General features: G+C 48.3%; 24 protein-coding genes, 1 tRNA gene and 2 pseudogenes. 4 read left to right on the top strand and 23 right to left on the bottom strand.

Annotated features, from left to right (window positions below):
• Window positions 1-265: 265 nt before the first annotated feature.
• The 9 genes and pseudogenes from MJ769_RS14795 to MJ769_RS11555 all read right to left on the bottom strand — a co-directional run.
• A pseudogene (locus tag MJ769_RS14795) lies at window positions 266-419 on the bottom strand (transposase); the annotation flags it as partial.
• A 51-nt stretch (window positions 420-470) separates the two neighbouring features.
• Window positions 471-599, bottom strand: coding sequence for a DUF4258 domain-containing protein (locus MJ769_RS14790; protein WP_445083095.1), 129 nt, complete (start codon window positions 597-599; stop codon window positions 471-473).
• A 42-nt stretch (window positions 600-641) separates the two neighbouring features.
• A complete protein-coding gene (locus tag MJ769_RS11585; RefSeq protein ID WP_239237300.1) occupies window positions 642-809 on the bottom strand; it encodes a hypothetical protein in 168 nt (55 codons plus the stop codon).
• A gap of 6 nt (window positions 810-815) precedes the next feature.
• Window positions 816-1,148 carry a DUF5615 family PIN-like protein gene (locus tag MJ769_RS11580; RefSeq protein WP_239237299.1) on the bottom strand — a complete coding sequence of 111 codons (333 nt, stop codon included), beginning with the start codon at window positions 1,146-1,148 and terminating at the stop codon, window positions 816-818.
• The gene (locus tag MJ769_RS11575) at window positions 1,145-1,369 is read right to left on the bottom strand and encodes a DUF433 domain-containing protein (RefSeq protein WP_239237298.1); all 225 of its coding nucleotides are present in this window, start codon (window positions 1,367-1,369) and stop codon (window positions 1,145-1,147) included. Before MJ769_RS11575 ends, MJ769_RS11580 begins: the two co-directional genes overlap by 4 nt.
• A 179-nt stretch (window positions 1,370-1,548) precedes the next feature.
• A complete protein-coding gene (locus tag MJ769_RS11570; protein WP_239237297.1) occupies window positions 1,549-1,725 on the bottom strand; it encodes a hypothetical protein in 177 nt (58 codons plus the stop codon).
• Between the two features lie 251 nt (window positions 1,726-1,976).
• Window positions 1,977-2,144 (bottom strand): hypothetical protein, encoded by a 168-nt coding sequence (locus MJ769_RS11565; RefSeq protein ID WP_239237296.1) that lies wholly within the window; start codon window positions 2,142-2,144, stop codon window positions 1,977-1,979.
• A 608-nt stretch (window positions 2,145-2,752) separates the two neighbouring features.
• Window positions 2,753-2,929 carry a hypothetical protein gene (locus MJ769_RS11560; protein WP_239237295.1) on the bottom strand — a complete coding sequence of 59 codons (177 nt, stop codon included), beginning with the start codon at window positions 2,927-2,929 and terminating at the stop codon, window positions 2,753-2,755.
• Between the two features lie 188 nt (window positions 2,930-3,117).
• A complete protein-coding gene (locus MJ769_RS11555; RefSeq protein ID WP_239237294.1) occupies window positions 3,118-3,327 on the bottom strand; it encodes a hypothetical protein in 210 nt (69 codons plus the stop codon).
• 403 nt (window positions 3,328-3,730) lie between these two features.
• Here MJ769_RS11555 and MJ769_RS11550 point away from each other — a divergent pair, with 403 nt between their 5' ends.
• A complete protein-coding gene (locus MJ769_RS11550; RefSeq protein WP_239237293.1) occupies window positions 3,731-3,904 on the top strand; it encodes a hypothetical protein in 174 nt (57 codons plus the stop codon).
• 32 nt (window positions 3,905-3,936) lie between these two features.
• On the opposite strand, the gene MJ769_RS11545 is transcribed toward MJ769_RS11550, so the two are convergent.
• The 4 genes from MJ769_RS11545 to MJ769_RS11535 form a co-directional block, all read right to left on the bottom strand.
• Entirely contained in the window at window positions 3,937-4,206 is a 270-nt protein-coding gene (locus MJ769_RS11545) for a hypothetical protein (RefSeq protein WP_239237292.1), read from the bottom strand.
• Window positions 4,207-4,284: 78 nt separating this feature from the next.
• Entirely contained in the window at window positions 4,285-4,512 is a 228-nt protein-coding gene (locus tag MJ769_RS11540) for a type II toxin-antitoxin system MqsA family antitoxin (RefSeq protein ID WP_239237291.1), read from the bottom strand.
• Entirely contained in the window at window positions 4,509-4,766 is a 258-nt protein-coding gene (locus tag MJ769_RS14785) for a DUF4258 domain-containing protein (RefSeq protein WP_445083096.1), read from the bottom strand. Before MJ769_RS14785 ends, MJ769_RS11540 begins: the two co-directional genes overlap by 4 nt.
• A gap of 157 nt (window positions 4,767-4,923) precedes the next feature.
• Window positions 4,924-5,742 carry an ABC transporter permease gene (locus MJ769_RS11535; protein WP_239237290.1) on the bottom strand — a complete coding sequence of 273 codons (819 nt, stop codon included), beginning with the start codon at window positions 5,740-5,742 and terminating at the stop codon, window positions 4,924-4,926.
• Window positions 5,743-7,363: 1,621 nt separating this feature from the next.
• On the opposite strand from MJ769_RS11535, the gene MJ769_RS11530 reads away from it, so the two are divergent.
• Both MJ769_RS11530 and MJ769_RS11525 read left to right on the top strand, forming a co-directional pair.
• Entirely contained in the window at window positions 7,364-7,882 is a 519-nt protein-coding gene (locus MJ769_RS11530) for a hypothetical protein (protein WP_239237289.1), read from the top strand.
• Window positions 7,879-10,503: a fibronectin type III domain-containing protein gene (locus MJ769_RS11525; RefSeq protein WP_239237288.1), complete on the top strand. Its 2,625-nt coding sequence runs from the start codon at window positions 7,879-7,881 to the stop codon at window positions 10,501-10,503. The genes MJ769_RS11530 and MJ769_RS11525 overlap by 4 nt, the downstream gene beginning before the upstream one ends.
• Window positions 10,504-10,807: 304 nt before the next feature.
• Here MJ769_RS11525 and MJ769_RS14465 read toward each other — a convergent pair whose 3' ends face one another.
• The 6 genes and pseudogenes from MJ769_RS14465 to MJ769_RS11500 form a co-directional block, all read right to left on the bottom strand.
• A complete protein-coding gene (locus MJ769_RS14465) occupies window positions 10,808-10,930 on the bottom strand; it encodes a hypothetical protein (protein ID WP_256445721.1) in 123 nt (40 codons plus the stop codon).
• A 268-nt stretch (window positions 10,931-11,198) separates the two neighbouring features.
• The gene (locus MJ769_RS11520; RefSeq protein ID WP_239237287.1) at window positions 11,199-11,390 is read right to left on the bottom strand and encodes a phage integrase central domain-containing protein; all 192 of its coding nucleotides are present in this window, start codon (window positions 11,388-11,390) and stop codon (window positions 11,199-11,201) included.
• Between the two features lie 111 nt (window positions 11,391-11,501).
• Window positions 11,502-11,681 (bottom strand): Arm DNA-binding domain-containing protein, encoded by a 180-nt coding sequence (locus tag MJ769_RS11515; RefSeq protein ID WP_239237286.1) that lies wholly within the window; start codon window positions 11,679-11,681, stop codon window positions 11,502-11,504.
• A gap of 526 nt (window positions 11,682-12,207) precedes the next feature.
• Window positions 12,208-13,110: an Abi family protein gene (locus tag MJ769_RS11510; protein WP_239237285.1), complete on the bottom strand. Its 903-nt coding sequence runs from the start codon at window positions 13,108-13,110 to the stop codon at window positions 12,208-12,210.
• A gap of 167 nt (window positions 13,111-13,277) precedes the next feature.
• Window positions 13,278-13,550, bottom strand: a pseudogene (locus tag MJ769_RS14565) (Arm DNA-binding domain-containing protein).
• Between the two features lie 175 nt (window positions 13,551-13,725).
• Window positions 13,726-13,816 (bottom strand) — tRNA-Ser (locus tag MJ769_RS11500).
• A gap of 50 nt (window positions 13,817-13,866) precedes the next feature.
• Here MJ769_RS11500 and mltF point away from each other — a divergent pair.
• On the top strand, window positions 13,867-15,357 hold the full coding sequence (gene mltF, locus MJ769_RS11495) for a membrane-bound lytic murein transglycosylase MltF (RefSeq protein WP_239237283.1): 1,491 nt from the start codon (window positions 13,867-13,869) through the stop codon (window positions 15,355-15,357).
• A gap of 89 nt (window positions 15,358-15,446) precedes the next feature.
• Here the strand turns inward: mltF and MJ769_RS11490 are convergent, their stop codons facing one another.
• The 4 genes from MJ769_RS11490 to lolA all read right to left on the bottom strand — a co-directional run bounded on the left by MJ769_RS11490 (window position 15,447) and on the right by lolA (window position 19,543).
• Window positions 15,447-15,956, bottom strand: coding sequence for a hypothetical protein (locus MJ769_RS11490; protein ID WP_239237282.1), 510 nt, complete (start codon window positions 15,954-15,956; stop codon window positions 15,447-15,449).
• A gap of 245 nt (window positions 15,957-16,201) precedes the next feature.
• Entirely contained in the window at window positions 16,202-17,497 is a 1,296-nt protein-coding gene (gene serS / locus MJ769_RS11485; RefSeq protein ID WP_239237281.1) for a serine--tRNA ligase, read from the bottom strand.
• Between the two features lie 52 nt (window positions 17,498-17,549).
• On the bottom strand, window positions 17,550-18,875 hold the full coding sequence (locus tag MJ769_RS11480; RefSeq protein WP_239237280.1) for a replication-associated recombination protein A: 1,326 nt from the start codon (window positions 18,873-18,875) through the stop codon (window positions 17,550-17,552).
• 56 nt (window positions 18,876-18,931) lie between these two features.
• Window positions 18,932-19,543 carry an outer membrane lipoprotein chaperone LolA gene (gene lolA / locus MJ769_RS11475; RefSeq protein ID WP_239237279.1) on the bottom strand — a complete coding sequence of 204 codons (612 nt, stop codon included), beginning with the start codon at window positions 19,541-19,543 and terminating at the stop codon, window positions 18,932-18,934.
• Window positions 19,544-19,654 lie beyond the last annotated feature (111 nt).

The following is a 19,654-nucleotide window of genomic DNA, read 5'->3' as shown; positions in this document are numbered from 1 at the left end:
CGAACCCGCGCGGCAGACGGATGGTGGTGATGTCCGTGCTCCACACTTGGTTGGGCCGAGTCACCAGCTCGCATTGCTGGGTCACCGTCAGCAACTCTCCAGTGCTGATCCATGACCTGCGAGTCATGCTAGGCATATCCCAGACTTTTTTTGAGCCAGTCCAGTTCCGTCTTCAGCCGTCCAATCTCGGAATACAGGCGCTCCGGGCTGGCGGACGGGTCGACAGGTTTGGGGCCACGCATGGTATCAAACAGACTTGATGCCTGCTCCTGCAATTCCTTCTTCCACAAACCAACTTGTGTCGGATGTACGCCAAACGCCTGTCCAATTTCGTTCGATGTCTTTAAGCCACGGATCGCTTCCAGTGCCACCTTGGCCTTGAACACGCTGGTAAAATTCTTGCGCTTGCTTTCACTCATCTCCTGCTCCTCTTTTACAGCAGGCTTACATCTTAATTTATTGTCTGAAATTCAGGGTCCACTATACCAGCTGAGTAGCAATCGGATTGGGTAGGGCACGTAATCAGGATATTCCTGAATCATTTCACCCAGATTAATAACGGCACTTACCTCCGTCTTTTCAATGCCACGTTCAAACATATCGCTTGATAGCGTGGTTTCTGTATATAAGTTTGCTTGCACTCATAAATACAGTAACGGTGCTCCGTCTTGATTAGTTAAGTGCTGGTACTTTCCTGCAGCCGGTTGGTCCGTGAGCCGACACCACTGGTTGCGCGTGGTAGTCTTCAAGTTCTGTATCGTGCCGAGCGGGTATTCTTTGGTGATGTGGTTGACTTCGATGATGGGCATGGGGAGTTAGTACAGTATAAGAAAGCCAGCCTCGGGGCTTTCGATCAGAAATTGGAGGTCGGATGAGTGCTTGCGCAGGATCGTTTCGATCTGATGGGTGGTGCAATTCCCTCTCCGTAACCATACAACTTTGGGTGGTGCTCCACGTAACAGACTCAGTTCATGGAAATCGGAATCCTTGGTAACCAAGGTGTAACCGTGTTCTCGTGCAAATGCCCAAACGGCTTCGTCCAATGCGTGATCCAAGGCATGTGTCGCGACATGGGCAGAGTCCGGGTAATGATCTGCCAGCTTTGTTACCAGACGCGGCGAGAGATTTTGGTCGAACAACAGTTTCATGCTGCTATGGTAATCTGGTGTCTTTCGCGGTCGGCTGCGTAGGCCAGGCAGGCCTGGATATCTTCCGCAGCGAGGTAGGGAAAGTCAGCCAGAATGTCGCCAGGTGTCATGCCAGATGCCAGATAGTCCAGTATGTCATATACCGTCATGCGCATGCCACGGATGCATGGTTTGCCGCCGCGCTTGCCTAGCTCGATGGTGATTCGTTCTCTGTAGTCCATGCCTGATCTCCTTTTGTATTCCACAAAATCAATAATTCACTGTATTGGGTGCAGGCCAGACTGCAACTCACAGCGACATACAGCGCTACCTTAGCTTGATAGTGCCTGACGCCGATTCCGAGTGTTGACCAGCAGCTTGAGTATTTTACTCTTGCCAGTGCCGTTGTAGCCAATTATGTCTACACCTCGTTTTGCTCAACGGAGAAACTGACATCGTCCAGTGCCTTGAATGGGGCACGCTCTTCAACCGGCTGGTCAGTGAGTCGCCGCCATTGGTTAAGCGCGGTGGATTTCAGGTGCTGGATTTGGCCGAGCTGGTATTCTTTGGTGACGTGGTTGACTTCGATGATGGGCATAGCTATTTAAAATCTTCCTTGCTAATGCTGTGCTGTCTTAGAATAGATGCAAGCCTACTTAGTGGTATTCCTTCTCAGAATCAGGAACAATCAATACCCTCGCATTCCGGCATACGCAGAATTTTTACAGGATTCTCGAAAAGGGTTTTTTGTAATATAAATTATCCGTTGGATAATTCCAGCCGCTTCTTGATGCGTTTAATCTTTCCTTATATCGAGTCGATAACCGATTGCTGCCGGTAAACATCCTCCTATGTACCTGTGTTTTCACCGCGCATATTCGCAATTCCGCTTTCTACACGGCTTAGGCGGTGTTTGATTTCACTGAACTCGCTTTGATTTTCTGCCCGAAAAGCTATGATCTCGCTTCTGAGCGCTCTCAACTGTTCTAAAACCAAGTTTTCAATGTTTTCGCTCATGGTATGTCCTTTTAAAGTTGGCTCAGTCTAGCAGCCTGCTAGACTTAAAGGAAATCGGCCGATTTTTTCCAAGGCTGCCACGACTGTACAACCCGAAACTTGAGGCAGATTACTCACGCAGCCACCTCAACGACCTCTTCGTCGATGGAAGGGGGGGTGGGCTCGTCGTGATCCTTCAGGCTCTCCAGATAAGCTTCTATGGCCTTTCGGATATTGGCTAGCACCTCGATTCGTGTCGCACCTTGGTAATGCATCCGGGAAGGGCGGGAACCTCAGCCACGAGCATCCCATCTTCGTCTTGCTGGAAAATGACGCGGTATTTTATTTTTGTCCCGTCCCGTGTGATCGTATCCCCATCCGTAGTTGGCCACTGTATACACTGTTTAGAGTCCGTCAGTTGATGCGAGGCAATATTCTTGGCGCTGTGTTTCACTTAAGGGTGATTGTATGCAGCTACGTCGTGGCAGACCATAGTTGTTCAGCATTATATCCGCAGAGTTTTTACACGGTCTCCGAAAAAAACTTATTTCTGACACAAATTATCCGTTGGATAATTCCAGTCGTTTCTCGATGCGTTCCAGTCTTTCGCTGAGTTGGTCTAAACCTATTTACTGTTGAACGATTTTATCGTTATCGTGCGCTGCATCCCGGCGAATTCCTGCTACACCAGCTTCCACGCTTGTTATTCTGTTCTTGATCTCGCGTAATTCGTGTTCCATACGTTCTTGGCTAGCGCGCATCCCGCGCAAGTGCTCTAAAATCAAGTTTTCTACGTTTTCGCTCATGGTGTGTCCTTTCAAAGTCGGCCAAGTCTAGCTTTTTTCCTTACCCCCTGCAATTTTCTGACGTTATTGCCTGCCGATTTCAGGATGGATAATTAGATGCTCTGTGGATCTCATCATGCGATCGACAAAATGGTTCGTGTAGAAGGGTTGGTCCAAAAAAATATAGTCGTGGACTGACTGCAAGGCCTCTACTTCAGTCTTGGGTCAGGCGTGCATTGCATAGCGAAGCGCTTGCGCACCTCATCATGGGTCAGCACCCGGCCTACATCTGCGGCCTTGATCACATCGTCGATCTTTTGCTTGACGTAGATTTCGTACATTAGGTCATCCCAGCTTGCGGTATCCGGAAGATTTTCAATCAGTCGCTTAGCCTCATTTTTCACTGATGTTGCAGTCATGAGGGATATCCTTGGTTAGGTTGCGATTATCTTATTTTCCGTGACCGCGTGTAGTCTGCCGTCTCGATACTCAATCATGCCTCTCGGTAGTGGCTTGACGTCAGGATCCAGCCACCTTACCCAAACATGGTTGTCTAGCAGCCTGTCGGACTTAAAGAATCGCAGCGAAAATTGAGCTGAGCGAGGGTAGATTTTGCGAGCTTTCGCCTTACGGCGAAATGCCTGCTTACCCCACTTGACGATTTTGCAGGGTAATAGTTGTTCTATTGCCCAAAAAAGCGGCGAAATATACACCGCTCCGCTCAATTTGCAGCCGATTTCCTTTAAGTCCGACAGGCTGCTAGCAGAATCATCGCAACGCTTCCCAGTCTTCCTCAGGGCATGCTGGTGCAATGAGGTCGTCATGCAAGATGACTGTGCCAGCGAGACGGGGCTGGGTTTGAGGCGCGCGGCTGGTTTAGGTGCCGCAACCTGGTCATTCGCCGGGAACACGATCACTTCTAACCGCCTGCTGTCCAGACCTGGCGGAAGGTCAATAATTAAGCTGGTGATTAATTGGTTCGGTAATGAAACGTAGCGCTTCCATACGGTTGTCCTCACTCATGGTGATCAGGGACAAAACTCAAGGTCAATGTTTCGAGTGTTAGCCAGCAGCTTGAACATTGTTCTCTCGCCGATCCTGTTAGCGCCAATAATACTAAACAACACCTCGCCTTGCTCGACGGAGAAAGTGACGTCATTCAGAGCCTTGAATGGGGCGCGCTCTTCAATCGGTTTGCCGGTGAGCCGCCGCCACTGGTTGAGCGCGGTGGTTTTTAGGCCCTGTATCTGGCCGAGCTGGTATTCTTGGGTGACGTGGTTGACTTCGATAATGGGCATGTTGGTAGTGAACAGCGAATAGAAGTTAATGGGTAGTCAGCAGCGGTAGTGGGCGGGACTGGTGCACCCTATTAATTTTCATGCTGCTTGGTATTGCCTGACATCCAATTCGACGCCTGCTTTCAGCGCATCCTCAGCGTGTTCAAGCAAGTGCCTGACAACGGCATCGTCAATGTATTCTTCCATGCAGTTTGTACAGACTTGGGCGGGCACGTGCTTAAAAACCAGAGTGGCTTGCCCACGTTCAAGTGTGACGGTGGCGAATCCTTCGCGGGTTTCTCCCCGGTTACAGATAACGCACTTCATATTAGCTTCCTCTTTTTGAATCCGTCTTCCCACCGTAAGTGATCGGGCTCATAGACAGTAATCACGATGTCCATTCTTTCCTGGCTGTCGTAAGCGGTAACCACGTGAATCGGCTGCTCTCTGCTCCAGCCGAGTATCAAGCGACTTGGATAGGGCACGTCATCTAAATATTCCTGGATCACTTCACCCAAGTCAATAACAATAACGGCTCTTACGACGGTCTCGCTAATGCCACGTTCAAACATTAGCTTGATGGCGTGTTTCTGTATATGAGTTTAATTGCACTCATAAATCCGGTAGCGGTGTTTCGTCTCTTTTAGCGAAGAGCAGTCAAATGGGGTTAGGCATCAATTCTCGGTTTTCGCGGGAATGACGAATTCTAGAGACACCCTTAATGCCTATCCGCTGCCCTCAAATCACATCCGCGAAATAAGACTCCGCCCGTTTGAAGTAGGCGTAGCTTAGAGGGAGCAGGATCGCAACCAAGATTATGCCGGGTACCATGGCTGCCAGATCCGGTGGTTCATTCCTCAATACAACACTCTGAAACGCGTCAATGATGCCCGCCAGAGGGTTAAGGGTATATAGGGAATAGAGCAGGTTGGACCACTCGCCGGCAGCTTGTTGTTCTAGAAGTTTATTCTTCACCAGTTGCAATGGGTAAATCACCGGAGAAGTATACATGAGCAGAGAAAGCAGCACGGGTAGGGCAGTCCCTGCATCTCGATAGTAGACGTTGATTGCTGCGCCGACAAATGCAATGCTTAAAGCTACTAGAATTGTATAAAGAATGATGAGTGGCACCCATAGCATGTATATGTTGGGTTCATATTTAAACCAAATCATGAGACCGGTCAGGATGATAAAGTTGATGCCAAGCTCAACAAGCTTGGTGACGACTGCCGTTATGGGGAATATCTCGCGCGGGAAATAAATTTTTTTGATCAGGTTGGCATTGCTCACTACACTGCTCACTCCCTCCGATGCTGATTCTTGAAAGAAAATCCATGGCATGAGTGCAGCGAAGGCTAGGAGGGGATAAGGAATGTTGCCACTATCGATGCCAACGAAGCTCCTGACTAATGTAAAGATCAGCATGAGAACCAGTGGCTTCACTACAGCCCAAACAATGCCCAGATAAGCCTGTTTATAGCGCAGCGTGACATTCTTCCAGGCAAGCACTACCATCAGTTCGCGATATTCGACGAGATTTTTTACGACGGTAATCATGTTCGTTGTTGCTCCCTGTTGTTTTTTTGATGGGTTATTAACTTGAGTTGGTCATGCTTTGGAGTGACAGCAGGGCTGGCATTCAATCAGAAACCCGATGTGGTCTGCACCATCTGCTAACAGCATTTTCGACTGAATTATTAACGGCAAATTACGAGCCTACTAAAATAAAATATTAAATGGCATCGTTAGATCAGGCTTCAGGATCGGCTCCTACTTGTTATTATCGTCGGCTATAAATATTCTAAATAACCTAACGTTCATTAGCATAATGAACGGCTTTCCTGCTGTTGATCTTAACATTTTTACTCGGCTATCGCCTATTAAAGTAGGTGGGTTGAGGCTCCAGCCGCCGCCCACTAAAAGTGGGTAAATCGTGGCAGACTCCGTTAAAACTATACTCACTGAACGTATGATGAAACTCATAATCTTTAAAGCCTAAAATGCATCAGCTATAGTTGGTGGTTTTTACCAATTGATGGAAATAAGGCTGAGAGGCAATTAGCGGTTGAAATTGAATTAAAAAATTTAATAGAAAAACGCGGATTAATTCGTCATTCCCGTGAAAGCGGGGGATACAGATTATTGATTTAACTGGGTTCCCGCTTTCGCGGGAACGACGATTGTGAATTAATCAGCGTTTCCCTAGATATCTATAAACCATTTTGTTAGACGTTTTTAATGGTTAACGATTAATTCTGCATAATTAAATGGCTTCCATAATCAACAGATAAATACGATATAGTAAAAAAACGCCTCATTGGTCGCTTCTTGGCACATTCTTAAGTACTTCGAGTGCAGGATAGCGACCGTGCAATTTGTTCCTACTATCAAGTATTTTTTTACAATTTTGTAAATTTTTCGTCCGAAATTGTGACTTTGCTTCTCGCTGTGTACCGTTCGCTTGACGCTGAATGACTAAAGGGCACCTCTAAAAATCAAATTTTCGTCACAATACTACGTTATTCTAAAAAAATTATCGCTTACATATCGACTATATGCCGCGCTCAAATTTTTTACTCACGCCTTGTCTTGTCTAGAAAATTGAATTTTTAGAGGTGCCCTAAATTTGAGAATCCATCTGTCTCATAAAAGTTTGTTTGTCGAAAATTTTTACATCTGACCGATAAAACTGCTCCTGCAAGTGTCTTATACCCGAATTTAAATATTTAACATACTGTAATTAATGTATTTATTTTTTTAAAATGGATATTAGGCATGAATTTTGCTTGTCGGTTTTGGTTGAGATGTAAGTGATAGTTATTTTAGTAACACCGTATTGTGCCGAAGTAAGGTAATCAGGAAAGCGGCTGAAGTAAAATTCGATTTTTAGAGATGCCTTAATTATTTTAACAAATGAGTATGATAGCGCTTTGGGGTTGTTTATTGCCCTCGCGACAAACATTAACTTATTGATACGGCGAAGAGATGCTTAGTTTGTCTGCCAATAAAATTGCATAGTTAAAGCACCTGTTGCTTCAAACTTAACTTGGCCGTATCAATATATATTACGGGATGCCGGTTCATACGCGTTCCCTTCGGAGATACTTCCATGCCAAGACAACTACTTTTTACCTGTTTCTGTTTGATCAGCCTTGTAATTGCACTGCCTGCACGAGCTATGAGTGTGTTGCCTCTTTACCTGGATGAGATCGTCAACGACGCTGCTATCGCATTCCAGGGCAAATCTCTTGAGAACCATAGCGAACTTGATCCACAAACAAATTCAATTGTGACTTATTCCACCTTTGAAGTGCAGGAGGTTCTCAAGGGTGAAGTTGGAGCCACACATACCATTAAGCAAATCGGCGGAGAGCTACAGGGGAAAAAAAATCAAATAACAGGCGTGCCTACATTTACAGTGGGGGAAAGTTATATACTTTTTCTGTATGGCGTATCGGCATCAGGGTTCTCCAGTCCAGTGGGTCTTGGTCAGGGAAAATTTAATATCATCCCGGCGTCGACCGGCTTTCAGGTAAGCAATGGCAGAGATTTCAAAGAAATGACCTTGGGTACCCCCACTTCCTTGGTGCCTTCAACCGTTTTAAACAAAATGCAGCAGGCACCTGGACGCGTTAAACAGCTTGATCTCGACGAATTTAAGCAGCTTGTGCGTCAGCAAAAGGGAGCGTTTAAATGATTTGTCTGAAAATTATGCGCGGGTTAATAGCCGGGGTGCTCGTTTCGTTTTCGGCTTCTGCATTCGCTGGTGGTCCTTTGGTGGTTTGTTATCAGCTCCCTGCAAAATATCCAGGCGCAGGTTCGGTGTCGCTTAACTACGACCAAGGAGCTCTTGGTTCCCGTACTAAAGCGCAAGCAGATGCACTGGTCACAGCAGCGGTATCCCTGTGGACAAATGTGGCGACCTCAACGGTCTCGCTCACTCGCGGTGCAGATCTTTCAGTGGACGTTACTGCCAGTAATTACGGGACGTATCTGACTAACTACTCGGATGGGTTGAACCCAGTGATCTATGACACCGATGGCGCCATCGTTGATTCCATATTCGGTTCGGGTGCCAAGAATAGCGTACTTGGTTTTGCAGGTTCTGGTTGGAATAATAACGGTTCACAGTGTGAATATTTGGAAGGCCGTGCGGTGATCAACGGAAATATCGCCATAAGTGATACGACTATGAAAGTCGTCCTTGCCCATGAGGCCGGTCACTTGATCGGCATGGATCACACTCAATTGGACAATTCACAAGGGCTGGCGACTTCAAATTATCCATTAATGTACCCCATTGCATACCGTAGTTTAAATTCTTTACACGAAGACGACATTGCCGCAGTGAGCGCCCTTTATCCAGGTGCCACACTGGACAGCGTTTATGGCCAGCTTACCGGAAGCTTCATCCAAGCCAATGGTACGCCTATCCGTGGTGCGAACATATGGGCAAAGGAAGTAAGCACCAATAAAGTATATAGTTTCGTTTCCGACTATCTTATTCAGAATACCGGCTACTTTAAGTTACTGCTGCCCCCTGGCAGTTACACACTGCACGCAGAAGTCATTCAGACAGAATTTACTGCTGGCTCCAGTATCGGGCCCTATTCGGATTCATCCTCCGGTCTTTCTTTTCAGCCACCACTTTACAATAACGGGGTGGCGATAGCTCCAGTTGTATTTGGAGGAGGTACGCCAACACAACTAGATATCACCGCTGGATGTGTGACATCGGCCATTTTTAAAATGGATGGAACTGGATCGGTCGGTGGAAATTGTGGCGTAGATAATTTATCACCTACGGTACCGACAGGACTTTCTGCTACACCTGTTAGTACTTCCCAAATAAACCTGAGCTGGACGGCCTCGACGGACAATGTGGGCGTGACGGGCTACAAAGTTTATCGTGGGGGCGCTCTGGTTGGAAGCCCGGCTACGACGAGCTATAACGATACGGGTTTGACTGCCTCGACCAGTTATAACTATACGTTAGCGGCGTGTGATGCTGCAAACAACTGCTCAGCGCAGTCAAATCCGGTTTCAGCAACGACGATGACTGCTGCAACGACGAGTAGCAACGTCGCGCTCGCCAGCGCCGGTGCGGTGGCTTCGGCGTCAAGTACCTACAGTAGCGCTTACCCGGTGGGGGCAGTCAACAATAACCAGCGCACCGGTGCTCCATGGGCTAATGGAGGAGGCTGGGCTGATGCAACAGTCAACACGCAACCTGACTGGGTGCAAATCAACTTCAATGGCGCGAAGACGATCGATCGCGTGGTGGTCTATACGCTTCAAAACAACTACGCTAATCCGATCGAACCCACCGATACGTTAACTTTTAGCACTTATGGTGTAACCGGTTTTACCGTCCAGGCATGGGATGGGGCGGCTTGGACCACGCTTGCTACCGTAAGCGGAAATAATCTGGTTAAGCGCACGGTAAGCTTTGCTGCGTATACCACCGACCGGATTCGGGTGAATGTCACCAGCGTGCTCGAGGGTTACTCTCGTATTACCGAAATTGAGGCATGGGGCGTTGCCGTAACCGGCACGGGCTCGGATACGACTTCTCCTACGGTACCTTCAGGACTTTCAGCCACACCTTTTAGCTCTACTCAGATCAACCTGAGCTGGACGGCCTCGACGGACAATGTGGGCGTAACGGGCTACAAAGTTTATCGTGGGGGCGCTCTGGTTGGAAGCCCGGCTACGACGAGCTATAACGATACGGGTTTGACTGCCTCGACCAGTTATAACTATACGTTAGCGGCGTGTGATGCTGCAAACAACTGCTCAGCGCAGTCAAATCCGGTTTCAGCAACGACGATGACTGCTGCAACGACGAGTAGCAACGTCGCGCTCGCCAGCGCCGGTGCGGTGGCTTCGGCGTCAAGTACCTACAGTAGCGCTTACCCGGTGGGGGCAGTCAACAATAACCAGCGCACCGGTGCTCCATGGGCTAATGGAGGAGGCTGGGCTGATGCAACAGTCAACACGCAACCTGACTGGGTGCAAATCAACTTCAATGGCGCGAAGACGATCGATCGCGTGGTGGTCTATACGCTTCAAAACAACTACGCTAATCCGATCGAACCCACCGATACGTTAACTTTTAGCACTTATGGTGTAACCGGTTTTACCGTCCAGGCATGGGATGGGGCGGCTTGGACCACGCTTGCTACCGTAAGCGGAAATAATCTGGTTAAGCGCACGGTAAGCTTTGCTGCGTATACCACCGACCGGATTCGGGTGAACGTCACCAGCGCGCTCGAGGGTTACTCTCGTATTACCGAAATTGAGGCATGGGGTAACTAAAAAATTCAAATAAAAATGGGGTCAGATAGGAATGGCACTTACTTAAGCCAAGTACATTGAAAAAAGAGTAACTTGCAGATAATAATGACCGGAAAATCATCTAAGAAGCCAGCGATTTATTGCCCTATAACTCAGTTCTAAATTGTACCAAGTGTTTTTTGTCCAGTTCTTTAAGTACGTAACTTACTGTTTTATTTATGTATCAATCCTTAAGTAAGTGCCATTCGGGTCAGATAGGACAGACACCAGTTCCTGGTGATTATCAAGCTAGTTGTCGCCTGACCGTTTGCAATTATGCTGTCATTTAGAGCTCTACACCTGCTTCTGTTTTTTCGCCTTTTTTGGCGATGTGTGTATCCGGATTCAGGCGCACAACGAGAACCTGCCACCAAACCCTGACGCCACCGACACTTTTTGTGCTTAACATGCGGCAACTTAACTACCACCTACTAAAGTAGGTGGGTTAGCGCAGCCCGGCGCAGAGGACTAAAGTCCTCTTGCACGCGCCAGACTAAACGCGCAACACCAGCAGGGAGGAACGTGATTTAGTTGTTCCTCTCTTGCTGAATTTGCAAGGCTAAAGCTGACCGGCTAAAGCCGGTGGTTTAAACCTTGCAATTAAAATTAAATCCTCATCATTAGTTGAACCTCGCCAGTCAGCGCATGGTCCATCTGGCAGGTTTGTTTCAGCCGGATTATGCCTTTCGTCCGCTGGCGATTGCGTAGGCGAACACGGCCCGTACCCTTTGCCATGTCCGCCCGGCGACGTCATAAGCCTTGCGGCCTTTAATCTTGCGGATAGTGTCCAGCACATCCGGCGCGTCAATTTCTGCAATGGGGAGTGCACCAAAGATGGGGAATACTTCCTTTTTCAGCGAGCGCAGCACGTCATAGGCTTGGTTAGCTGTTCATCTTGGGGTATTGAGTGAGTGCCACTCACGTGAGATTGCCTCGAATGAATCAGCCGCTTTAATTCTGGCATGTTTCTTTTGCGCCTGCTACACCGCACCGGGATCAGTACCATTGGCTAAGAGCTTGCGGGCTTCATCACGGCGTGATCGGGCATTTGCTAGTGTTACGTCTGCATATACCCCCAGCGCCAGCAATTTTTCTTTTCCGCCAAATCGATACTTGAGCCGCCACCATTTGCCGCCGTTAGGTTGCACCTGTAGAAACATTCCGCCACCGTCCGCCATCTTGTAGGGCTTGTCTTTCGGCTTTGCCTCTTGTACTACTTCAGGGCGCCTCTAAAAATTCAATTTTCTAGACAAGACAAGGCGCGAGTAAAAAATTTGAGCGCGGCATATAGTTGATATGTAAGCGATAATTTTTTCGAGTAACGCAGTATTGTGACGAAAATTGGATTTTTAGAGGTGTCCTTCATTAGTCAGCTTCATGGTCGCACTCACCTGGGGAACAAAAAAGACTACTGGGGAACATAACGTGAAAATGTTACCCACTTACCCCAAGATTGCAATAGACCGGAAAAGACGGCATTAAACAAAAACCTGCGTATCACTGGGATTGGCGCGGGTTTCGTGTACGGCATTAAGACAGGGTATAACAGTACGCGCGGGTGTCAGTCGAATAGTCCGCTGCAAGCCCTATTAAGAATAGACTTGCAAAACTGATTTTTAATTTATACCCCCAAATATACCCCCATACATATCACGCTTGAAGACATTCAACAGTTTTGCTGAACCATTACGGTAGCCAGATTTCGCGCGACTGCCAATCAACGGGGAAGCCCATGCGGTGGTTAGGCACTTTTGGATGTTCGGCTATAATTTGCGACAAGCGCTGCGACCATTGCGAATCTGGCGCGATGATTTTCAGCAATGCCTGAATATTTACCGCTTGAGCATAAAAACGTGAAGGGTCTTTCAGGTCGTCGGCATAGCGTTTGGCCGGAATCGGCTTGATGGTGAATGAGCGGTTCCACAAGCGTTGATGGTGCGCGACCAGGTTGCGCAAGTATGAAATAGCGTGAAGCCATGAAGCCAGTACGCCACCATCCAATCCAAACGCTATGGCAACGGGCTTTAGGTTTTCCCGTTTTAGCTTCTTAAATACCTGCGACACAGAGCCGAATGACAGCACTTCGAATACCATCCATGACGGCGGTAGTTCAGGATCATCGTATTTGTCGTAATAGTGTTGGATGAAAACTTGCCGGGCGTGCGCCCTTGACGGATCGTGCCCGATTTCCTTTTTGACGTGATCCAGAAAAACGGCGTGGTCATAGGTAGGGATAAAATACGCGGCATCCATAAACCAGTGGGTGCCGTGGCTAATACTCATTTCATGCGACAGCGTGGCCCGGACTGCCACTTCGATGCGCTCCAGCGCGTCCACCACAGCCAGGCGCAACTTGCGGTCGAAAATATAGAGGTCAAGGATGTCGTCGAAGTTTGCGCCAGGGTGAAAGCGATGCGAACCATCGGAGTTGTAATTCACCTGAAAGACCAGCGCATAACCGGAAAGCCGATAATAGCCAATGAACCGCAGGTAATGACAGGCGCGGTTTTCATCCACGATAGTCAATCCGCGTGCGCGCAGCAATGCGATTTGCGCGTCGATGTCTATGGCTGGTTTAGTAAATGGCATAGGGCGCATGAGCATAAAAAAACCCGCCGGGGTGCGCTTGAATCAGAGGCGTGGCGGGTGTTGTTGAAGCGAGTATATGCAACTCTGTCCACTATGGTCAAGGAAATTCTTGTGCGGCATTAAACACCCGCATGACATTGGACATTATCGCAGTATCCTACTGCCCGTCACGCCGCTTGCAGACAACCAAAAACTGCATGACGCTGGCCATTGGCTAAGTGCTTGCGGGCTTCATCACGGCGTGATCGGGCATTTACTAAGGTTACGTCTGCATATACCCCCAGCGCCAGCAATTTTTCTTTTCCTCTAAATCAATATTTGAGCCGCCACCATTTGCCGCCGTTAGGTTGCACCTGTAGAAACATTCCGCCACCGTCCGCCATCTTGTAGGGTTTGTCTTTCGGCTTTGCCTCTTGCACTACTTCATTAGTCAGCTTCATGGTCGCACTCACCTGGGGAACAAAAAAGACTATGGGGAACATTGCGTGAAAATGTTACCCACTTACCCCAAGATTGCAATAGACCGGAAAAGACGGCATTAAATAAAAAACCCGCGTCTCACTGGGATTGGCGCGGGTTTCGTGTACGGCATTAAGACAGGGTAAAACAGTACGATGGCGGAGAGGGTGGGATTCGAACCCACGGTACGGAAAAACCGTACAACAGATTTCGAGTCTGTCGCATTCGACCACTCTGCCACCTCTCCGCAGAAGCTTGATTTTACCATCAAAGCATAAAATCAGGCAGAATGTTCACATGTCCAAGTCTATACATTCATTTTTTTCAACATATATCAAAGCAAGTTTTTTCGCACTCGCATTGCTGAGTGTTGCGTTACTCGTCGCTTGCGCGCCTGAAAAGCCACCAACCGAACTATCCCAAAAACTATCTCAAAAACTATGGCGAGAAGAGTTAACGGTCATCGTGGTGCCAGCTGAGAATAGTGTGGATTCTGAATTTGAGCTACAACTCGTTAATCTTTTTGCTGAACAATTACACGTAAAAATAAAGCTTATGCCATTGCCGCTGGATCAAGTCGTGGAGTCCATTGTGACGAACAAGGCACATTTAGCTGCATCTGGATTGCGTAGTAACGTGAGCAAGAGTGTGGGTGTGAAGTTTGGCCCATCCTATCAAACTTTAAGCGAGCTGGCGGTATGCAATGGCGCGCCTCTGCTGCGCATGAAAGGACTCCTTAAAAAAAATATCACTGTCGCGGCCGGCTCCGCACAAGAAGCTGCTTTGCATGAAGCACGCAAGAAGTTTCCAGCGCTGCATTGGCATAGTCGCCTAAATCAGTCAGTTGCCCAGCTACTGGAAGAGGTGGCGCATGGCAAGCTGGAATGCACTATCGCCAACAAGGAACAGCTTGCGCTGGCACGCAATTACTATCCTGAGCTGGAGTCCAAACTCGAAATTGCTAAACCTTCCAAGCTGGCTTGGGCGTTTGCGCCGGACGTCGACGCTGAGTTATTGTCAGAAGCAAAAAAATTTTTCACTCTCATTAAAAAAGATGGCACATTACATCGCCTGCTGGATCGCTATTACGGACATAACGAACGTCTTGAATCAGGCGACGCGGTTGCATTTGTCACCAAGACGCGCACTGTGTTGCCACATTTTCGAAGTCTGTTTGAAGAAGCGGCCACTTTAACTGGGATGGAGTGGAAACTATTCGCCGCTCTCGCTTATCAGGAATCGCATTGGAATCCGCTTGCCACTTCGCCTACAAAAGTGCGCGGCATGATGATGTTGACTGAAGACACAGCTGATCGTATGGGTGTAACCAATCGGCTGAATGCACGCCAGAGTATTATTGGCGGGGCAAAATACTTGCAGTTGCTGAAAGATCAGCTACCGCCACGTATCAATGAACCAGATCGCACTTGGCTAGCGCTGGCAGCTTATAATCAAGGGTATGGTCATCTGGAGGATGCTCGCGTACTGACTCAACAGCAAGGTCTCAATCCAGATAAATGGACAGATGTGAAGAAGGTGATGCCGCTACTGGCGCAACCGATGTATTTTAAAAAAACCAAATACGGTTATGCACGTGGTGGCGAAGCGGTCATTCTGGTTGAAACGGTGCGTCTGCACCATGACATGTTGAATAGCTGGGCTGTGGGCACCGTACCGCGGCTGCTCCCGCCGACGCAAGATGATAGTGTGCTGGGAATGCGTAATAACAAAGCACAGGGTCTCTCATCCCCCAATGGTATAACTGATCTTTCTGCACCCACCAAGTAAATCTCTTGGCATCTATCATCCTGCAAGGGACGAGATACAGCAACACGTTAAATCTCGCGCCCCTCCAGGTGCTCATTACACTTCACGATTTACCAAGAGAACTTAAGTGCCATAACTTTCATGTAATCTTGATTGACACGGCTCATCATTGCTTCAAGTTCAGTTTGCCAAGCGCTTGTCAAATTATATAAACCGTCCTCTTCTTTGCACAGAGCTTCGAGAGCAGTCGAATCCGGTATGTTCTTATTGAGCAGTTGTTGCAGTTTAAGGGCTGACTTATAGAAGTCTGCGCAACTTTGTGCAACATCCTTAAATCGCATGTCGATTGCCAAATATTGAAGAATTGGACTTGTGTCTTCCAGAAATGTGCTGTCCACATGCTGAAAGTCATTCATCAGATTCATTATCTTCTTTTCTAGAGCTTCAGAATCCACTTTCTTAGTATGCTTGCGAAACGCACCTTTCAAAAGTATCGCCAGTTTTTGGCAATTTTCTTGCAACTCAGCTGCCAGTTCTCTACGCTGAATAAGAGCATCGTTTCTGGGATCAGTGGGGCGCTTCAAAATGGTGCTCAATGTTGAAATTCCTGGTATTTCCATTTCTATCTCCTTGTACTCATACAACAACGTCTACCTCAGGTAGACACATTTTTGAAATTATAAATTGCTGCTGGGAATGGTATATGTCACGACATTAAAATTTCCAAAGCTTTTCAGTATAGCTCGACAAGACGGGAAAGCGTAGCGCCATCTGCCGAATTAGTGGCGTATTTATGGACATCAATTTTTTCACATCTTCGGGTACGTAGATCTCGTTATTCCTCTTAGAGCGACGACAAGGGTAACTATGATGCCTTGATATATTCCAGTTTCCCCATATACGGCAGTAATGCCTCAGGCACAACAACACTTCCATCGGCTCGCTGATAATTCTCTAGGATAGCGACCAATGTACGTCCTACCGCGAGGCCAGAACCGTTTACGGTATGCATCAATTCCGGCTTTCCCTGCATATTGCGGAAGCGTGCCTGCATACGCCGTGTCTGGAAGGCTTCAAAATTGGAGCAGGAAGAAATTTCACGGAAGGAGTTCTGGGCGGGCAACCAAACTTCTATATCGTAAGTCATGGCCGCAGAAAAACCCATATCACCCGTACACAGTTTCATTACCCGGTATGGCAAAGCTAGTTTTTGCAAAACTGTTTCGGCATGGGCTAGCAACTGTTCCAGCGCGTCATAGGATTGCTCAGGATGCACCATCTGCACCAACTCCACCTTATCGAATTGATGTTGACGGATCATGCCACGCGTATCACGCCCATAGGAGCCGGCCTCGCTGCGAAAGCAGGGGGTATGTGCCACAAATTTCAGTGGCAGCTTCTCTAGTGGAGTGATGCTGTCTCGCACCATGTTGGTCACAGGGACTTCAGCTGTGGGAATCAGATAAAAATTCTGTTCACCTTCTTCTCCCAGCTGACGCGGCACACGGAATAAATCTTCTTCGAATTTAGGTAGTTGTCCGGTGCCACGCATGGAGTCTGCATTGACCAGATAAGGCACATACACTTCGGTATAGCCGTGCTGCTCGGTATGGATGTCGAGCATGAACTGCGCCAATGCACGATGCAGGCGCGCTAGCGGACCTTTTAACAGCGAAAAACGCGAGCCGCTGATCTTGGTAGCAGTTTCGAAATCCAGCCCGCCCACGCCCTCGCCCACACTGACGTGATCCTTAATTTCAAAATCAAATTCAGGTGGCGATCCGACGCGGCGCATTTCAACATTGTCGGCCTCTGACTTACCTATAGGCACAGTGATGTGCGGAGTGTTAGGAATGACTGAGAGAAAACACTGCAAATCTTTTTGTATCTGCTCAAGTTGTGCTTCAAGCCCCTTAAGCTCATCGCCCAAGCCAGTTACTTCCGCCATGATGGAAGACACATCTTCACCTTTGGCTTTGCTAATGCCAATCTGTTTGCAAGTGGCATTGCGCTTGGCTTGTAGCTCTTGCGTGCGAGTTTGAATCGTTTTACGCGTACTCTCCAGCTGTTCGAAACGAGTTGTATCCAGCGGGTAACCTCGTGTTGCCAGACGTGTCGCAACACCGGCCAAATCATTGCGTAATGTTTGTAGCTCTAACATATTCTCCTCCAACTCAATGCAACCCTTATTCGGTTACATGCTGTAATCATTTTTAATTTTTTTTAGCCGCAGCAGCATCCAGCTCACGAAGGTGAGCTAGTTTTTCTGCGATTTTCGCTTCCAGGCCTCGCTCGGCAGGTTGATAAAAAATCACCTCTGGCAACCCCTCCGGAAAATAATTTTCACCTGCTGCATAGCCTTCCGTTTCATCGTGTGCGTAACGATAGTCCTTGCCGTAATCAAGTTGTTTCATCAATTTTGTTGGCGCATTGCGCAAGTGCAGCGGCACCGGGCGCGAACCATCTTTGGCAACCAAGGCGCGGGCGGCATTATACGCGACATAACCCGCATTCGACTTGGCTGCAGCTGCCAGGTATAACACCGCTTGCGCCAATGCCAGCTCGCCTTCTGGTGACCCCAGTTGCTCATACGTTTGGGTAGCATTCAGAGTTAATTGAATCGCTCGCGGATCGGCCAAACCAATATCTTCCCATGCCATACGCACAATGCGTCGCGCCAGATAACGTGGATCGGCACCGCCATCAAGCATACGCACCAGCCAATATAGAGCGGCATCGGGGTTGGAACCTCGCACCGATTTATGCAAGGCGGAGATCTGATCATAGAATGCTTCGCCACCCTTATCGAAACGTCGCAGGTTCTGCGCCAAAGCGTTGTCCAGGAAGTCGGCATCGATGTGCGTAACATGTGCCGTCTGAGCGGCGGTTTGCAGCTGCTCAAGTGCGTTGAGCAAACGGCGCGCATCACCATCAGCATGGCCGACGATACGTTCACGTACCGCATCGTCAAATTCAAAATCCGGCAAAGCGAGCTGTTGCGTGCGTTTGAACAGTTGACTCAACTCCGCTTCAGACAGTGCTTGCAACACATAAACCTGGGCGCGTGACAACAATGCACTAATGACTTCAAATGAAGGGTTTTCGGTAGTCGCACCAATGAAGGTGACTAAACCCTGTTCGACGTAAGGCAAGAACGCATCCTGTTGTGATTTATTGAAGCGATGAACCTCGTCCACAAACAAAATAGTGTGCCGCCCGCTCTGCTGCAAGATATGCTGTGCCTGTGCTATCGCATCGCGGATGTCCTTCACCCCGGACAATACCGCCGATAGTGGCACGAACTCGGCATCAAATGCCGAGGCCATCAGTCTGGCTAAAGTGGTCTTGCCCACTCCGGGTGGCCCCCACAGAATCATGGAGTGTGGCTTGCCGGATTCAAACGCTAAGCGCAGTGGTCGGCCAGGCCCGAGCAGATGCGATTGCCCGATAACCTCATCAAGGTGCTTAGGGCGCAGACGCTCGGCTAGGGGTGCGGCGGGTGCAGGAGGATCGAACAGGTTATCGCGAGCAGGGGACATAATCCAGCAATAACAATATGATCTTGTTTTTGGAATAAGTTAAGAGTGAGAAAGGTTTATTCACCTAGTACGTCCGCTCCTTTGGGGGGCACAAACTTGAACAATTGCGATGACAGTTGTGGGTTGCGTTGCATCTTCGAAAAACGAAGCACGGTGGTGTGGCCAAAGGCATCATGCAATTCCATGATAATCAACTCGGATTGCGCGTTAAACGCCATGAGAATTTTATTAAAGCTGGTGTCCAGCGCACGAGGCGTAGCTTCCAACCATTCCAGGTTATCCTTGGTTCCATTGTCTTTCAATTCAAAGCCGCGCTCGATTTCATTACTACCAGACAGAAGTGCCGCCGGGCTGCTACCCAGTGCTGCATCTATTTTTCTTACTGTGACCTGGTTAAGTTCCACGTCATGCAGCCAGAACTTCTCGCCATCGCCTACGATTAATTGTTCAAAAGGCTTCTGATAAACCCAGCGAAATTTTCCGGGCCGTACAAACTGCATGGTGCCGGAAGCCGACTGAATACGTTTGCCACTTTTGTCCCGAACTTCTTGCGTGAAATTGGCCTGGGCTGAATGTGTAGATGCGATGAAGTTTTTCAACTTGTCGGTGGCCGCAGCATATGCGGAGAGAGGCAAAACTAAAGATAAAAAAACAAAAAGCTTCAACATGTGGAATTCCTCGATGCATGAACCTCTCCTTGTCGGGAAAGGTTGGTGGGTTAGGGTTTAAGGGCACCTCTAAAAATCCAATTTTCGTCACAATACTGCGTTACTCGAAAA

This window comes from Candidatus Nitrotoga sp. BS, assembly GCF_927797785.1.
GTDB lineage: Bacteria > Pseudomonadota > Gammaproteobacteria > Burkholderiales > Gallionellaceae > Nitrotoga.
Note: the sequence above shows the minus strand (reverse complement) of the source record. Positions and strands in the feature narration are given on the sequence as shown.

Coding starts and splice junctions, on each gene's coding strand:
- MJ769_RS11565 (WP_239237296.1), bottom strand. CDS start 2,144: ATGAGCGAAAACATTGAAAACTTGGTTTTAGAACAGTTGAGAGCGCTC.
- MJ769_RS11490 (WP_239237282.1), bottom strand. CDS start 15,956: ATGGAAATACCAGGAATTTCAACATTGAGCACCATTTTGAAGCGCCCC.
- MJ769_RS11580 (WP_239237299.1), bottom strand. CDS start 1,148: ATGAAACTGTTGTTCGACCAAAATCTCTCGCCGCGTCTGGTAACAAAG.
- serS (WP_239237281.1), bottom strand. CDS start 17,497: ATGTTAGAGCTACAAACATTACGCAATGATTTGGCCGGTGTTGCGACA.
- MJ769_RS11585 (WP_239237300.1), bottom strand. CDS start 809: ATGCCCATCATCGAAGTCAACCACATCACCAAAGAATACCCGCTCGGC.
- MJ769_RS11550 (WP_239237293.1), top strand. CDS start 3,731: ATGCAAGATGACTGTGCCAGCGAGACGGGGCTGGGTTTGAGGCGCGCG.
- MJ769_RS11555 (WP_239237294.1), bottom strand. CDS start 3,327: ATGACTGCAACATCAGTGAAAAATGAGGCTAAGCGACTGATTGAAAAT.
- MJ769_RS11535 (WP_239237290.1), bottom strand. CDS start 5,742: ATGATTACCGTCGTAAAAAATCTCGTCGAATATCGCGAACTGATGGTA.
- MJ769_RS11515 (WP_239237286.1), bottom strand. CDS start 11,681: ATGTTTCTACAGGTGCAACCTAACGGCGGCAAATGGTGGCGGCTCAAG.
- MJ769_RS14465 (WP_256445721.1), bottom strand. CDS start 10,930: ATGTTAAGCACAAAAAGTGTCGGTGGCGTCAGGGTTTGGTGGCAGGTT.
- mltF (WP_239237283.1), top strand. CDS start 13,867: ATGTCCAAGTCTATACATTCATTTTTTTCAACATATATCAAAGCAAGT.
- MJ769_RS11540 (WP_239237291.1), bottom strand. CDS start 4,512: ATGAAGTGCGTTATCTGTAACCGGGGAGAAACCCGCGAAGGATTCGCC.
- MJ769_RS11480 (WP_239237280.1), bottom strand. CDS start 18,875: ATGTCCCCTGCTCGCGATAACCTGTTCGATCCTCCTGCACCCGCCGCA.
- MJ769_RS11570 (WP_239237297.1), bottom strand. CDS start 1,725: ATGCCCATCATCGAAGTCAACCACGTCACCAAAGAATACCAGCTCGGC.
- MJ769_RS11530 (WP_239237289.1), top strand. CDS start 7,364: ATGAGTGTGTTGCCTCTTTACCTGGATGAGATCGTCAACGACGCTGCT.
- MJ769_RS14790 (WP_445083095.1), bottom strand. CDS start 599: ATGTTTGAACGTGGCATTGAAAAGACGGAGGTAAGTGCCGTTATTAAT.
- MJ769_RS11510 (WP_239237285.1), bottom strand. CDS start 13,110: ATGCCATTTACTAAACCAGCCATAGACATCGACGCGCAAATCGCATTG.
- MJ769_RS11560 (WP_239237295.1), bottom strand. CDS start 2,929: ATGAGCGAAAACGTAGAAAACTTGATTTTAGAGCACTTGCGCGGGATG.
- lolA (WP_239237279.1), bottom strand. CDS start 19,543: ATGTTGAAGCTTTTTGTTTTTTTATCTTTAGTTTTGCCTCTCTCCGCA.
- MJ769_RS11545 (WP_239237292.1), bottom strand. CDS start 4,206: ATGCCCATTATCGAAGTCAACCACGTCACCCAAGAATACCAGCTCGGC.
- MJ769_RS11525 (WP_239237288.1), top strand. CDS start 7,879: ATGATTTGTCTGAAAATTATGCGCGGGTTAATAGCCGGGGTGCTCGTT.
- MJ769_RS11575 (WP_239237298.1), bottom strand. CDS start 1,369: ATGGACTACAGAGAACGAATCACCATCGAGCTAGGCAAGCGCGGCGGC.